We start from the raw sequence: 15,138 nt of genomic DNA, 5'->3' as shown, positions 1-15,138 counted from the left end.
CACTATAACACGAAGCCCCAGGTTGATCGCATTCTGCAGAAAAATACGGCCGAAACTTCTTGCTATCACCGCCAGTTCGTAACCGCGAAGGCATGACGCTGCCTGTTCCCGTGACGAACCGCAGCCGAAATTTTTTCCGGCGATCAGGATGCTGCCCGCAGGTATCTCGTTCCGCTTAAGTTTGGAATTAAAATCCGAATGGTCGGCAAATGCAAATTGCGGCGTTTCATTAGGTAAAACGGTTGCCATAAAGCGGCCCGGATAAATGGCGTCCGTCGACACATCATCGCCGAGTTTAATGACTACTTTCATAATTCTTCTCCATTTCTCGGATCGGTAATAAATCCGGTTAAAGCGCTCGCGGCAGCAACTGCCGGGGAACAAAGGTAAACTTCCGCGCCCGGATTTCCCATCCGTCCTTTAAAATTACGATTGGTCGTCGACAGCGCGACCTCCCCGTCGCCGAGCGCGCCTTCATGCACACCCAGACAGCAGCCGCACCCGGGATTCATCACCACGGCGCCCGCATCGATAAGAGACGAAATATATCCTTTTTTTAATGCTTCTTTGTAAATTCGCCATGACGCAGGAAATACCAGCATGCGAACGTCTTTGGCTATACGATGGCCTTTCAGTGTTTTTGCGGCAATTTCAAGATCATCGATTCGCCCGTTCGTGCAGGAACCCACCACGATCTGGTGAACTTTTTTGCCTTCGGTGGAATAGATCGGGATCACGTTGTCCACCGTGTGCGGGCATGCGATTTGCGGAGTCAGCCGAGTGATGTCAACTTCAACGATCTGATCGTATTCCGCATCCGCATCGGGCTGCATAATTTCAATTTCATCCGTCACTCCGGCGTGGCCCATGAGATAACGCACGGTTTCTTTGTCAGCGGGAACAATACCGGACGTGGCACCGGCCTCCACGGACATGTTGCATAAAACCAATCGGCCCGACGTATTCATGTGCCGGATCGTTTCGCCGTGAAATTCGATCACTTTGAAGTTAGCGCCCTCGGCGGATATTCGTCCGATAATGTGCAAAATAAGGTCTTTCGGCGACACGTGCGGCTGAAACTTTCCGGTTACAACGACTTTGATCGTGGCCGGAACTTCTACGTTGAGCACAGAACCCAACGTCCAGACAGCGGCCATATCCGTCGCGCCAATCCCGAAGGCCAATGCCCCTAAAGCCCCATGAGTCGTGGTGTGGCTGTCCGTTCCAACCACAAGATAACCGGGCCTCACATATCCGTTTTCCGGAAGAATTTGATGACAAATACCTCCTTCATCGCCGCGGATATCATGAAATTTCTTGATGCCTTGTTTTGCGACGAACTCGCGAACTTTTTTCTGATTGGTCGCCGTCTTGGCGCTTTCCGCAGGAACACGGTGATCCAGTATGATGGCTATTTTTGAAGGATCCCACACATTCGCATCAATGCCGGTGCCTTTATAAACTTCGTGAAATTGATTGATCACCAATGCGGCATTCTCATGCGACATGGCAAGATCCACTTTTGCCTCGACGACATCGCCGGCCTTGACGAACGGCTGATCGGACGCCCGCGCTAATATTTTTTCTACAATGGTCATGCCCATGACATCCTCCTATTCAAACTTAAATGATCCCTTTTTCTCTGAATAAATCTATCTCCGCGCGTGAATATCCCGCTCCCGTTAATATTTCATCCGTGTGTTCAGAAAGCTTCGGCGGCGGTAACTCGACGGCGCCAGTGTCGTTTTCAAATTTTGCCGTTAAATTAAATAGTTTGAGTTCGCCGATTCCCTCCGCGCGGATAGTTTCAATAGTTTTACGATGTTTAACCTGCGGCGTATCAAGCGCATCAGCCAATGAAAGAATTTCACCCGACGGCACTCCGCGCTTATTTAATATTTTCACCCAATGCGACGTGGAATTGAGTTTTAATTTTTCCTCGAGTAATGGCGTCAATTCTTTACGGTTCTTTTTTCTAGCATCGCGTTTTTGAAATCGCGGATCGGATTTAAGTTCATGCAAACCCAATTCGTCAGCAACGGCTTCCCATTGTTCCTGCTTATTTGCCGCAATATTGATACTGCCGTCTTTGGTTGCAAACGTTCCGGACGGAGCTGCGGTCATATTATCATTGCCCAATAACGTCGGAGGTTGATGCCCGATCAGCAGATTCGCGGCAACCCATCCCATCAGCGGCATGATCGAGTCGAGCAATGCAATGTCGATGAACTGGCCTTCACCGCTTTTTTCACGGGAATACAACGCCGCCATGATCGCAAACGCCGCGTTGAGTCCCCCGACGGTATCGCAGACGGGAAAACCGCAACGCAGAGGATTTAACCTTTCATCCCCGTTGACTGCCATGACTCCGCTCAGCCCCTGAATGATCTGATCATATGCCGGCTTCATAGCGTCCGGGCCGGTTTGTCCAAACCCGGAAATGGCGCAGAACACGATTTTGGAATTAATTTTTTTCAATTCTTTATATCCGATGCCCAGTCTATCCATCACTCCGGGACGAAAATTTTCGACGACTACGTCGGCCGTTTTCACTAATTTCAGAAATATCTCTTTGGCCTTCTCGTCTTTCAGATTCAGCGTGACGGATTTTTTATTGGCGTTTTGAGCGAGAAAACTGGTTCCCATGAGTTTCTCATTGAGTTCAGGAACATTGCCCAATTTACGCGCGAGATCGCCGTCTTCCGGATTTTCTATTTTAATGACCTCCGCGCCAAGCAAGGACAAGTGCAGCGTCGCGAAAGGCCCAGATAACACATTGGTTAAGTCTAATACGCGTATGTCTTTCAGTAATTTCATTTCTGATTATTTCTTCTTTTTTTTGCCAAACTCTTATTGAAATACACTAAACATAAAACAAGAAACTCTTAAAATTGATACATCTTAACCTTCGTTATTATTCATTTTTTGTTAAGTGTTTTTCATTGATCCATGCTTTTCTTGCGATAATCGTTTTAATTCCTTATTTCCGATCGGTCCCGTTTTATAAACCGTTCCCGGCATATCCCGTCTAAAATATACAGACGCATCATTTGCAATGGCGATGAGCGTGTCCAGTTTGATGTCCTGGCGCATATTCATTTTTTGAATCATGTGCACCAGATCTTCGGTGCACACATTCCCGCCTGCAATCGCCGTAAAAGGACATCCTCCCAATCCGGCAAATGAAGATTCGAAATACAACACACCCACTTTCATCGCGGCATGACAATTTGCCAACGCCAGTCCGTACGTATTGTGAAAGTGACAAGCCAGATGAATCTTTTCATCAACGGCGCGAATAATAGAAAAATAACGTTCTACCTGATCCGGCGTCGCATGGCCGGCCGTATCGGCGAGACTGATCGTGGTTAACCCTTCGTCAAAAAAACGCTGAACGATTCCCAAAACCCGTTCCGCCGGAACATGCCCTTCATATCCGCAGCCGAATGCCGATTGCACGGAAACCTGTACTCTTTTCTTTTCATGTACCGCCAGTTTTGCCATGGCTATTATTCGCTGCGTCGCATCGGCTATCGCCATACCGGTATTTTTCTGACTATGCGTTTCGCTGGCCGAAACGCCCATACAAATCATGTCTGCCCCAGCAGCCAATGCGCGCTCAAGTCCTTTTTCATTCAGAACAAGACAGGAAAGCACGGTTCGTTCCGGTCTATTCTCGGGTAACATAAAATGTTTGAAGAGCGCGTCGGTATCCGCCATTTGTGGAACTTTCGTGGGATGAACAAAGGATCCGACCTGAATAATATCCATTCCGGCCAGTATCAGCCCTTCAATCCATTTTATTTTTTGCTCTGTCGGAACTACCTGCTTTTCCATCTGCAGTCCGTCTCTCGCTCCGACATCATGTAACAGGATCTGACTCAATTTTTTTCCTTGTCTGGTATTTTGCCAATTGGTCATAGAATGATCTAAGAACAAGGATTGAAGATTTTAGATTTGCGATCCTTTTCCAATTTTTTCATTTAATCGTAAATCAAAAATCGTTGATCTTCATTCTTAAATCACTTCACATTAACAAATCACAATTTCTCCGCAACCGCATTCGCAATATCGAGCGTCTTAGCGGTCCCGCCCATATCGTAGGTGCGAACTTTACCTTCACGAATCACTTCCGCCGTTGCTTTCTCCAGCTTCTCGCCCATCTTAGTTTCGCCAAGCCAATCGAGCATCATTTTCGCCGCGAGAATCGTGGCGATCGGATTGACTTTATACATACCGGCGTATTTTGGAGCGGAGCCGTGACTCGGTTCAAATACGGCGAGATCATTTCCGATATTGCCGGAACAGCCAAATCCCAATCCCCCGACCAACTGCGCCGCGAGATCCGAGATCACATCGCCGTAAAGATTCGGCGCAACCAGGACGTCATAACTCAGCGGATTTTTCAAAAGCCACATAGTCATAGCGTCAATATTGGCATCGTCCATTTGAATTTCCGGGTACTCTTTTGCCACCGATTTTGCAATATCAAAAAATAAGCCGTCCGTTGCCCTTACGACATTCGCTTTATGAACAACCGTCACTTTTTTGCGTTTAAATTCACGTGCAAATTCAAACGCCGCGCGAATAATTCGTTCGGAACCCTTTTTTGTGTTAATCTTGCAGGAGACCGCATACTCATCGGGCTTTAGATTCTTAAATGGCGCAAAATTCTTTGATAAGTTAGACAGCGTGACAGACAACGTGGGCGGAACGGGATTGAATTCCACGCCCGCGTACAGGTCTTCCGTATTTTCACGGAAAATGACCATATCTATGTTTTCTTTGAAGTTCAAAGGATTTCCGGGATAGGCTTTGCACGGCCTCAAGCACGTGTAAAGATCAAATGTTTGGCGCATACGGACAATCGGCGAACGGTAGATCAGCCCTTTGCCTTTTAAATCCTTTGCTAATTCCGCTTCTGCATCTTTGACCGGTTTCGAAGTGATCGCGCCAAACATCGCCGCGTCTACTTCATACAGCAGATCCACGGTTCTTTGCGGCAGTGCGTCACCTTCCTGACACCAGAATTCCCACCCTATATCGCCGTGAATGTATTCCGCGTCTAATTTCAGTTTATCCAAAACGATTTTTGCGGCTTCCAAAACCTCAATTCCTACTCCGTCCCCCGGAAGCCACGCAATTTTATATTTCGACATGCTATTTTCTCCTATAACTATGTTACTTACCAGCATAATGTAAGAAATGTTTATCCGAAAAACGCTGACGTAGGTCATGTTTTGACATGATAAATAATATGGTTTTAATCGAATGAAAAAGTGCAGATGTGGAATAGAGTTACAGAAATTGAGGATAGAAAAGTGTTGAAAAATGCAATAGCGGGAGAAAAATGGGGAACGAACCGCGAACAGAAGTTGAAAATATTTACCTTCCGTCTTTCAAAACGGGCTGAATCGGACCTTCGATTTTACCTTCGATGAACTGACGAACTACGGGATCGGTCGTATTTCTGAGTTCATCTGTGCTGCCGCAAAATCGTACTACGCCATAATGGAGCATGGCAACGCGGTCGGAGATCTCGTAAACGCTGTGCATATCATGCGTTACGACGATGGATGTGATGTTGAGTTCCGTATTGAGTCGAATGATGAGATCGTCAATGATCGCAGCCATGATGGGATCAAGTCCGGTGGTAGGTTCGTCATACAGCACAAATTTCGGTTCCATGGCAAGCGCGCGAGCCAGGCTTACGCGTTTTTTCATGCCGCCGGAGAGTTCGGACGGCTTATATTTTTCAATGCCGGGCAAACCTACCATATCCAGGAGCCGCGTAATTTTTTCCCCGATTTCCTTTTCGGACAACTTCGTGTGTTCACGCAAGCCAAGCCCGACATTTTCATCGACATTCATGGAATCAAACAATGCTCCGTTCTGGAAAACAAGACCCATTTTTTTTCGTATCTCAAAAAGTTCCGATGACGACATGTCGCTGAGGTTTTCACCTTCCACTATCACTTTACCTCTGTCCGGCCTGAGCAAAGCTACGACATGTTTTAGCAATACGCTTTTTCCACATCCCGAGCGGCCGATGATGGTAGTAATTTTACCCGTCTCAATGTCAAGGTTTACGCCGCTTAATATATGCTTATCGCGAAACGATTTGTGAAGATTGCTGATCTGGATCATAATACCTTAAGAATTGCCACCTAGGCACGAAATCACAAAGTTACACGAAGAAAGAACCTATACTTCTTTGTGATTTTTCGTGTCTTAGTGTCTTAGTGGCATAAAATCTCGAATGTTGAATAGTTACTTTATAAGAAAAATATCGAAGCGACTACGTAATCATTAACCAGTATCGCAGCCGACGATAATACGAACGCGCGTATCGTTGCCTGTCCTACTCCTTCAGCTCCGCCTTCGGTGGAGAATCCAACGTAACAACCGATGAGCGCCGTAGATGTGCCAAAGAGAAATGCTTTAACGATACCGGCCATTAAATCTCTAACCTCCATGAATCGTTGAACGCTGGCAAAAAAAGCCTGAGGAGCTACATCCATCGATATGTACCCGATGAACATGGATCCGCCGATGGCTATAAAGTCGGCAATGACAATGAGAACCGGCATCATGATAATACCCGCGAGCAATCTTGGAGTAGCAAGATAACGGATCGGATCAATCGCCAGCGTTTCCAACGCGTCAATCTGTTCCGTCACTTTCATCGTGCCGATCTCCGCGGCTATCGACGCGCCAAATCTCCCGGACAAAACCAATCCCGTCAACACAGGCGCCAGTTCCGTCGTAATAGCGCGGGAAGTCGCGGAACCGAGAAACAAATTAGGCGATCCGAATCCCTGCAATTGATAACCTGCTTGTACGGCGCTGACCATTCCAGCAAACGTTGCGGACACAATGACGAGCGGGATCGAATTAAAACCCACGATCACCATTTGTTCCAATACAAGCTTCCGGTCGCGATGCACATAGCGCAAATTCTTGACTGCGAAATAAAACAAAATAATCGATTCGCCCATTCCGGAAAAAAAAGTCAACACCTTTTTACCGAATTTGTCGATAAATAGAAATTCCGCTATAGTAACGATGATTTTTTTAAAAAATGCCATAATCTATATTAGCCAGAAAAGACACAAAAAGCACAGAATTATTTTTGTTTAAAATAGACTTTCTGAATTGTAATGTAGGTGAACCAAAGTTTATTAAAAGTTCTTTTTCCTTTTGGGTTATTTGCGTCAAACTACTCGGGGCGCATAGTCGGAAAAAAGAGTACGTCGCGTATCGATTCCTGATTGGTCATCATCATAACCAAACGATCGATCCCGATTCCCTCACCTGCCGTGGGCGGCATTCCGTACTCGATCGCCCTTAGAAAATCTTCGTCCAGCATTTGGGCCTCGTCATCCCCGCGCGCGCGCAGGCCCATTTGAGCCTCAAAACGTTCGCGTTGGTCGATCGGATCGTTTAATTCGCTGAAGGCGTTTGCGACTTCACTTCCCAGAATAAATAATTCGAAACGCTCGACCACGCCTTTTTTGGAACGATGTTTTTTCGCAAGCGGCGAGATTTCAATCGGCTGTTCCATAATGAAAACGGGCTGAATTAAATGTTCCTGCACTTTTGCACTGAATATCTCGTCGATGATCTTGCCACGATCCCACGATTTGTCAAGCGGAATTTCCATCTTTCGGCATTCCGTACGCAGCGATTCTTCATTCATCTCACTGACATCCAGTTGCGTGAATTTTTTGATCGCATCGAACATGCTCAGGCGTTCATACGGAGGAGCAAAATTCACCAAATGTCCCATCGTTTCAAACTGCGTCGATCCGTTGACTTCCCGGCAAACGAACGCCAGCATCTCTTCCGTCAGCGTCATCAGATCATAAAAGTCCGCATACGCTTCGTAAAATTCCAGCATGGTAAATTCCGGATTATGGAAACGGTCCATGCCTTCATTCCGGAAAATTTTCGATATCTCATAGACGCGTTCGCATCCGCCTACAATGAGCCGCTTCAAATACAATTCCAGGGCGATCCGCATATATAATTTAATGTCGAGCGCGTTGTGGTGCGTCAGAAAAGGCCGTGCCGAAGCGCCTCCGTACAGCGGTTGCAGGATGGGCGTCTCAACCTCAAGGTAGTTGCGCCGATCGAGGAATTGACGAATAGCGGAAATGATCTTGCTTCGCTTGACAAATACTTCCCGCACGTCCGGGTGCATGATCATATCCGCATACCGCTGTCGGTAACGGAATTCTTTGTCTTCCACGTCGCTGTATCTTTGGACCGTTCCGTCATCAAGAATTTTTTCTTTACCTGCCGGCAAATAACGCAAACTCTTGCACAACAGCGTAATCTCTTCCGCCTTAATCGTGATCTCGCCCGTATGCGTCTTAAACAAAATTCCTTTAACGCCGATTATGTCCCCGAGATCAAACAGTTTACTAAACGCCTCGTACATTTTTTCGCCCAGTGCATCTTTACGCGCATAGATCTGAATTTTACCGTGCGGATCCATAACATGCGCGAACGCCGTCTTGCCCTTACTTCTCAGCGACATGATGCGCCCGCAGACCTGCACGCGTACGGCGTCCGGACTTTCCAACTGCGAGTCATCTTTCACGCCGAGGGATTCAAATTTGTCCAGCAATTCTTTAGAAAAATACTGCCGCTCAAATTTATACGGATAAGGCTCGATCGACATGTCGCGTAATTTGTCTAATTTTTCACGCCGGATTTTAAGTAACTCTTCTTCCACGCTATTCCTCTCGGATTAATAATTAGGTAAGTGAAACAAATTTTCAAATTCGCGAAGCAAAACAACTCTGTATGCGGGCTTATAAGTATCCATATATTCGTTGGAATGATGGGCGCTTCGGTAGTTGTTAGCCCTCATTTGTTCGTCAAAAAGCCTGACCTTGTCGTTGTCAAATGACAATACTCTTTTTTCGCACAACTTTACAAATAAAACCCATGCGTGAGTGAACTTTTCCTCAACTTTGGGATAATGCGCCGACGAAAAAACCAAAGTTCGCCACAGTTTTTCCGTGTCTAAACCCAGTCGTTTAAAAGGACGAAGATTGATCCTTACAATGGTGGTGTCCGTGGAGATGTTTTCAATGAGCTGCTCACCCGGAAACTCCGATTCCAGTATGGAAGACATCTCATATTCAAGATACTCTTTTGCCGCCACGGTATCGCTCATGATATGGTCGATTCCCAGATTTCCCTGATACAGCAATTTATATGCATCCTGAATTTCAAATTTCGGCCTGAGTTTCTGCTGATACCGGATAAGATCAACGAGTTTTGTTTCTTCGCCGGTCATAGCAGGCCGGCAGGAAATACAACCGAGCATCAAAATCCACATCTTATTTTTTTTGAAGTATGACAAATCTCTCCTTTCCCAGTCTTTTAGCAACCGAATCCTCTGGAATTTCGTCAAAAACTACCGAAAAATTTTTCAAAAATTTCTCATCAATTTCTTCATAACGAATCGCAAACGGCGGCCCGCCGGGGCGTCCGTCCGTAGGAAAAAATAAACCGATCAAATATCCGTTGGGCCTAAGTATGCGGTACACGGAATCTACGTACTCGTCCCGCCGTACCGGATCGATTGCACAATAGGCAGTATATTCCAAAACAAAATCGAAAGTGCCTGCATATTTCTGCGGCAAATCAAAAATATCAGCTTTTAAGAGGCTAATATTCTTTTGTTTCTTAGGGATATTCTTCTTCAGATACTCCAGCGGTTCAACCGCAAAATCAATCGCCGTCACTTCAAATCCGTTGTCGGCAAAAAGCAGCGCGTCATGCCCGTTTCCGCAGCCCAAAATAGCAATTCGCCCCGTCCCGAGCGGTTGCCCGGATTTTAACCAGTTTTCAAATACCGGAGTGGCCTTGCCCAAATCCCATCGCGGGCGTTCGTTGCGGTAAATATGGTCCCAATAATCAGGATGGTTTACGTTCATCCGCTTTCAATTTTTTTAATTCCGCCTTCAGAAGAGCCATGTCCTGCGCGAGCGTTTTATTCTTCTCGGCCAAATCGGAAATCACAACCGAGAAATGGATCATCAGCACCATTCCAAAAAACAACGCTACTAAAAAAAGCAACGCCGGCGCGTATCCGACTCCCAGAAAATGCGCGACCTCGTCCAGCAAGCCTCGCCAAACGGAGAAAACAATCATGACTATGCCGGCCCCAAACCAGACCAGAGAATATTTTTCGCGCAATTTTTTTCTGCGGATCAATTCAAATACAAACAACATGACTGCAAGACTGAACCCGATAGCCACAACCTGAATACGCCAGATTTCAATTGTTCCCTGATTCATTATCTGTGTTTTTTAAATACGTTAACAAATATAGCCAATAAAACTTTCACCATATAAAACCACGAAACCCATGCCCCGATGGAAGAGCGGCCGCCTTGCCTTTCTTTCATCACAACTGGAATTTCTGCAATCCTGAAACTCCGTAAACCCAGCATGATCACCGTTTCCGGCTCAGGATAATCTGCCGGGTATTCATTCGCAAGCATGGCAATCGTTTTTTTGTTATATGCGCGAAAACCCGATGTATTATCAGTGATCTTTTGCCGGATAATGACCGAGTTAATCCATTCAAACATCTTAATCCCTATACGCCGCGTAAATGTGGACTGAAATCCTGCGCGGGATGAATCAAGAAAACGCGAGCCGATCGCTACGTCATGTGTCCCCGACATGATCGGCGCAATCAGTTTGGGCAAAAACTTCGGATCATGCTGGCCGTCGCCGTCGATCTGGACAGCGACATCGTAGTCCTGTTCAAACGCATAACGAAACCCTGTCTGTACTGCGCCGCCAATGCCGAGATTGTACGGCAGATCGAGAACGATGACACCCGTTGATTCCGCGGCTTCCAACGTGCGGTCGGCGGAACCGTCGTTAACCACGACGATGTCCAGCAAAGCATCGGAAAGCATTTTTCGCGTTTCTTCCACACTTCGAACCACCTGCGCGATATTCATCTCTTCATTATACGCAGGAATGATGGCCAAAAGCTTAACCACGCGCACCTTGCGCTTTCACAAATAAACGAAACGCATAAAATCCCGAAGTGGACGCCGTTAACGCGCTCGCAAAGAACAAAAATAAAACCCATCCCGTATTAAAACCGGCATAAAACATATACATGAACCAATAATCAATCAGATAGATAACCTTTTGGGCGTCGGCAATAGGGATTCGTTTTTGTGCGTCGTCAATCTTTATTATTCCAATTTCCCCGCTCATATGTTTCTCCAACGACACGAATAAAAGTTTCCAATGGCCGATCACAGGCGAATATTCGGGAACGTACCGACTTTGGTATAAAAATTCCGGATCGGAAAAATCTTTCTTGTAGGGATATTCTCCGATATATCGGAGATAACTACCGAGATACACGCTAACTCCGCCTAATTGGATCAAAAGGCCGATTACACACAGCGAAAGTGCGGCAAATTTATACATTTTTTTGGATTGTTCCAAAGAATTTTGAAGAAGCGATCCCATCGGTAGAATAAAAAATGGAATGACCGGGATCAGATAACGCGGCCCCCAGCTGCCGTCCCCGGCCCACGCGAAATACTTTGCATGAAGAACGAGCATGACCAAGAATAACAAACCAAAAAAAACAGCTTCTTTCACATTACTTTTTATCCAACTCGGCGCTGCCGCTAAAAATAATACCGTGATAGGCGCATAGAGAAAAAAACTTTTGCCGGAACTGAACAGCAGTCCATGGATGCCTCGCCATAGCGGATTATTGAACGGCTGAGGTTTGTTGGTATATCCGGATGAGAAAAGACTGCCGAATTGGATATAATTATATACTCCAATCACCGTGAATGCCGCCACAATCCATCCCATTAATATCAAGCCGTCGCGCCAAAATGCTTTTTTTCCGAATAATATTTTAAAGTCCATCAAACGAAAGGAGACGAATAAATTCGAATCGTAGATCAATATAAAATACACCGCGATGACGGGCAGCAGTACCGCGAAGGAAATTTTCGTGTTCATCATGTAAAAAACTGCAAACCCGGTGAGGTGCAAATACGAAGATTTCTTTTCAGCTTTGAATACATACAACCCGTAAGCGGCTGCCAACAGGCATAAAGTCAATAAGGGTTCCCGCATGGATGATTTCGCATACGGAAATAAATTTGTAGTAAACAAAAGCGCGGCGGTAAGAAAAAAAGAAATTTTTGACGAATATCCGACGCGCCTGCAAAACACAAAGAACAACACGCCTATCATCGCGCAGACAAACTGATTGGTCAGCGAGAAAAAACCTTTAAGAATAAAAACGCGGTAGTTTTCCGGAATTGGAAAAATTTCAATGACAAGTTTACCGAGCGCATAAAACGGAACGGATAGGAACGTGTACCCTATCCCGCCGCCAATATAAAACTTCCCGTCTCTGCCGTACGATCCGTTGTTCACGACCGTATCCGGCACCGCTAATGTCCCGTGCTCAACTGCGCTTTGCGTCTCGAGAAAAAAAGCCGTCTCATCGCTGGACGCAATTCGGCCGCCGGCGGTGAGAACAAATATGGACCAATAGAATACGAATAGAACAAAATACGATTTCATTTAAGCTTTTTATCTCTGAGCAGTTTTTTATTTATCAATTCGACGATTTCCTGCGACTTGCTCATCCAGCTGTTTTTTTGAGCAATTTTACGCAATACGGATTCGTCGGCTTTCTGTTTTAGGCTTTTCCGAACCATGTCAACAAACTCCTCCGTGTTCCCGGCAACATAAATTTCAGACCGAAGCCGCCGGATCTCATCCGTGTAATCCATCGTTACTACAGGACTTCCGGCTGCAAGATATTCGTACATTTTATTGGGGCTAAATCTTTCGATGAGCGGCGTTCTTTTAAAAGGAATCATACAAACTTGAGCGGCGCGAATATACGACGGAAGTTCGGAGTGCGGTTTTGTTCCCAGAAAATGAATGCGGGATATTTTTGAGAGCCGCTCCACATCAGCTCTCACATGCGGCGATATTGAAGGCCCGACAATAACCACCGCGACCTCCGGAATTTCATTGACGATCTTTTCAACGAGATCAAAATCGAACCAATCGGATAGTACGCCTGCGTAAAAAACAATTGGATCCGGAATGGAGGCCATGTCTGCCGGCGGTTCCTTTTTTCCCGGATTAGCAAACAGTTCGTAATCCACTCCGTTACCGATCGTATAACTTTCGGCGCTGTGGTATTTACGAATATCCTCCAGTAATTTTTCCGATACGGCAATGGAAATATCTGAATATTCGATTGTTTTCCTGAAATAATTTTCTGCGATGGGCAATGCGCCGGAAAACCCCATCGGGTAATCGTTGCAGTCATAGATTAAAATTTTCTTATTCAGCCTTTTTACTATATCTGCAAAAAAAATATTCGATGTGAATATCAGCCGGCTGCCTCCGGAAAAACCGGTAAACAGCAAAACGGTTTTCGTCCATGCATACAGTATGATCGTGAACAGGAAACGAAAAAAAACGTTACTTTGAATGGCGTTGATCAACGCGTATTCAGTTCCCTTAAATATAGGCAACGTCACGTACGTTACGCGTCCGTCGCGCCGCGGAATAAAATGACTTTTTTTGCCGAGAGCGAAATTTTCGATGAATAATATCTCCCAGTCGTCCGGAAAGTGGCGGATCAGGTGATGGTGCCGGTGCGTAAGAAAATTCCATTTTATTTCAGAAAACCAGATGACTTTCATGACATGCTAAGTTTGCGGGCAGAATACCGTCTATGATCCGGCCAGTTTTGAACTTTGAATACGATATTCGGTAAAATCCGGAAGATCTTTATTTTGAATCTGAATCTTTTCCCATAATTGTTTAGAAATATTTTTGGCCTTTAGCAGGTTGCGCGCATCAAGAAATTTGGTCTCAACGCTGATCTGTACTTTGTTCATCTCGCACCGTTCCAAATTGGATTCATTCAGTATTGTTTCCCACAGGTTTGCGCCGGTCATATCAGATTCCGTCAGATTACACCGCGTCATATCCGATTGGCGGCAGTTGGATGCGCGCAGGTTGATCGAGGTCATATTGGATGAGCGCAAATTGCATTGCTTAAAAGTAGTGTGAAATGCGACAGCGCGAGACATATCGGCTTCCACCAAGAACGATTTCTCAAAAATAGCCGACGATAAATCTGCATGCTGAAGGTCTGCGCGTTGAACCTGACAATCGATCAAGTGCGCTTTTTTAAAACTGCTGTGATCCATCGCCGCAGCATTGAAATTACATTGTTCAAATAAACAATGGTCGAACGTGGAATTAGAAAATTTTATTTTTCTTAAGTTGGCCTGCTTGATGGTCCGCCCCGATAAATTGATCGGCGACAAATCCAACAGAACATGCGCCATCCTGGATCGCTCCGCATTAAAAGTTGCGATATCTTCTTTCATCAAAAGGTCGGTTAATTTATTGACGACACCATGAAAATCCTGATGGCGACGTCGTACAAAATCTTCCTGTTTTTGATTCAATGCCGCTTGCAATAACTGAACTCCTCTTTCGGAAATTTGCGCATACCGTCCGTCAAATCCTATCAGGTCGTCTTCCGATAAACGTACGAGGTAATTCTCTAAATTCGCGTACTTAAACTGTAACTGTTCCCCAAGATAGCGCACAGAAGTTCTTCCAAGCAATTGAATCATGTACATGACAAATAAGCTGATGTGATGATAACCGCTGGTTTGCTCCAGGAGGTACGGTTCGTCCACCGCATATTTAAAATCCATGGTAAAGATCTCAAATACACGCGGCGTCATGGTCAGATCAAATTGATCGTTAAAATTACACGACTCATTCTTGCACAAAAGACGCATATGCCACCGTTTTTCGCCGTGTGAAATCTGATTGAAGGGAAACAGCGGATGGTGACAAAGCGGACAGATGGATGTAATCGTCAATTCTTTCATGGTAGTCCATGATAATTTTATTTGAACAAAGAAGCAAGTCATTATTGGCTTGAGGGCTTGTTTATTAAGCCTTCGGGGCCACAGCTATTTCATTTATTTCCCGTGAATAAGCATTTTAGTTGAATTTAGATTTCCGTTTTAGTATTATGCGAACCGTTCGTATTTTAACCGAATCAAATTA

At 45.5% G+C, this 15,138-nt stretch carries 15 protein-coding genes; all 15 read right to left on the bottom strand.

Features of this window, described 5'->3' with window-relative positions:
• A partial coding sequence (locus F9K33_14515; protein KAB2878113.1) for a 3-isopropylmalate dehydratase occupies positions 1-312 on the bottom strand: 312 nt, incomplete at its 3' end.
• Positions 309-1,604, bottom strand: coding sequence for a 3-isopropylmalate dehydratase large subunit (locus F9K33_14510; GenBank protein ID KAB2878112.1), 1,296 nt, complete (start codon positions 1,602-1,604; stop codon positions 309-311). The genes F9K33_14510 and F9K33_14515, both read right to left, overlap by 4 nt.
• Before the next feature lie 19 nt (positions 1,605-1,623).
• Positions 1,624-2,817: a CoA transferase gene (locus F9K33_14505; GenBank protein ID KAB2878111.1), complete on the bottom strand. Its 1,194-nt coding sequence runs from the start codon at positions 2,815-2,817 to the stop codon at positions 1,624-1,626.
• Between the two features lie 111 nt (positions 2,818-2,928).
• The gene (locus F9K33_14500; protein ID KAB2878110.1) at positions 2,929-3,921 is read right to left on the bottom strand and encodes a hydroxymethylglutaryl-CoA lyase; all 993 of its coding nucleotides are present in this window, start codon (positions 3,919-3,921) and stop codon (positions 2,929-2,931) included.
• A gap of 119 nt (positions 3,922-4,040) precedes the next feature.
• Entirely contained in the window at positions 4,041-5,159 is a 1,119-nt protein-coding gene (locus F9K33_14495) for an isocitrate/isopropylmalate dehydrogenase family protein (protein ID KAB2878109.1), read from the bottom strand.
• Positions 5,160-5,385: 226 nt separating this feature from the next.
• Complete coding sequence (locus F9K33_14490) at positions 5,386-6,147, bottom strand: ABC transporter ATP-binding protein (protein KAB2878108.1); 762 nt, start codon at positions 6,145-6,147, stop codon at positions 5,386-5,388.
• Positions 6,148-6,275: 128 nt separating this feature from the next.
• On the bottom strand, positions 6,276-7,088 hold the full coding sequence (locus tag F9K33_14485; protein ID KAB2878107.1) for an ABC transporter permease: 813 nt from the start codon (positions 7,086-7,088) through the stop codon (positions 6,276-6,278).
• 131 nt (positions 7,089-7,219) lie between these two features.
• The gene (lysS, locus tag F9K33_14480) at positions 7,220-8,740 is read right to left on the bottom strand and encodes a lysine--tRNA ligase (protein ID KAB2878106.1); all 1,521 of its coding nucleotides are present in this window, start codon (positions 8,738-8,740) and stop codon (positions 7,220-7,222) included.
• A gap of 15 nt (positions 8,741-8,755) precedes the next feature.
• Positions 8,756-9,376, bottom strand: coding sequence for a hypothetical protein (locus F9K33_14475; protein ID KAB2878105.1), 621 nt, complete (start codon positions 9,374-9,376; stop codon positions 8,756-8,758).
• Entirely contained in the window at positions 9,354-9,953 is a 600-nt protein-coding gene (locus F9K33_14470; protein KAB2878104.1) for a methyltransferase domain-containing protein, read from the bottom strand. Before F9K33_14470 ends, F9K33_14475 begins: the two co-directional genes overlap by 23 nt.
• The gene (locus F9K33_14465) at positions 9,934-10,317 is read right to left on the bottom strand and encodes a DUF2304 domain-containing protein (protein ID KAB2878103.1); all 384 of its coding nucleotides are present in this window, start codon (positions 10,315-10,317) and stop codon (positions 9,934-9,936) included. The genes F9K33_14470 and F9K33_14465 overlap by 20 nt, the downstream gene beginning before the upstream one ends.
• On the bottom strand, positions 10,317-11,036 hold the full coding sequence (locus F9K33_14460; GenBank protein ID KAB2878102.1) for a glycosyltransferase family 2 protein: 720 nt from the start codon (positions 11,034-11,036) through the stop codon (positions 10,317-10,319). Before F9K33_14460 ends, F9K33_14465 begins: the two co-directional genes overlap by 1 nt.
• On the bottom strand, positions 11,029-12,603 hold the full coding sequence (locus F9K33_14455) for a hypothetical protein (GenBank protein ID KAB2878101.1): 1,575 nt from the start codon (positions 12,601-12,603) through the stop codon (positions 11,029-11,031). The genes F9K33_14460 and F9K33_14455 overlap by 8 nt, the downstream gene beginning before the upstream one ends.
• Positions 12,600-13,745 carry a glycosyltransferase family 1 protein gene (locus tag F9K33_14450; GenBank protein ID KAB2878100.1) on the bottom strand — a complete coding sequence of 382 codons (1,146 nt, stop codon included), beginning with the start codon at positions 13,743-13,745 and terminating at the stop codon, positions 12,600-12,602. The genes F9K33_14455 and F9K33_14450 overlap by 4 nt, the downstream gene beginning before the upstream one ends.
• Before the next feature lie 30 nt (positions 13,746-13,775).
• The gene (locus F9K33_14445) at positions 13,776-14,999 is read right to left on the bottom strand and encodes a pentapeptide repeat-containing protein (protein KAB2878099.1); all 1,224 of its coding nucleotides are present in this window, start codon (positions 14,997-14,999) and stop codon (positions 13,776-13,778) included.
• Positions 15,000-15,138: the final 139 nt, after the last annotated feature.

This window comes from bacterium (genome assembly GCA_008933615.1).
Taxonomy (GTDB): domain Bacteria; phylum CLD3; class CLD3; order SB21; family SB21; genus SB21.
The sequence above is the reverse complement of the archived record's forward strand: the minus strand, read 5'-3'. Positions and strand labels throughout refer to the sequence as shown.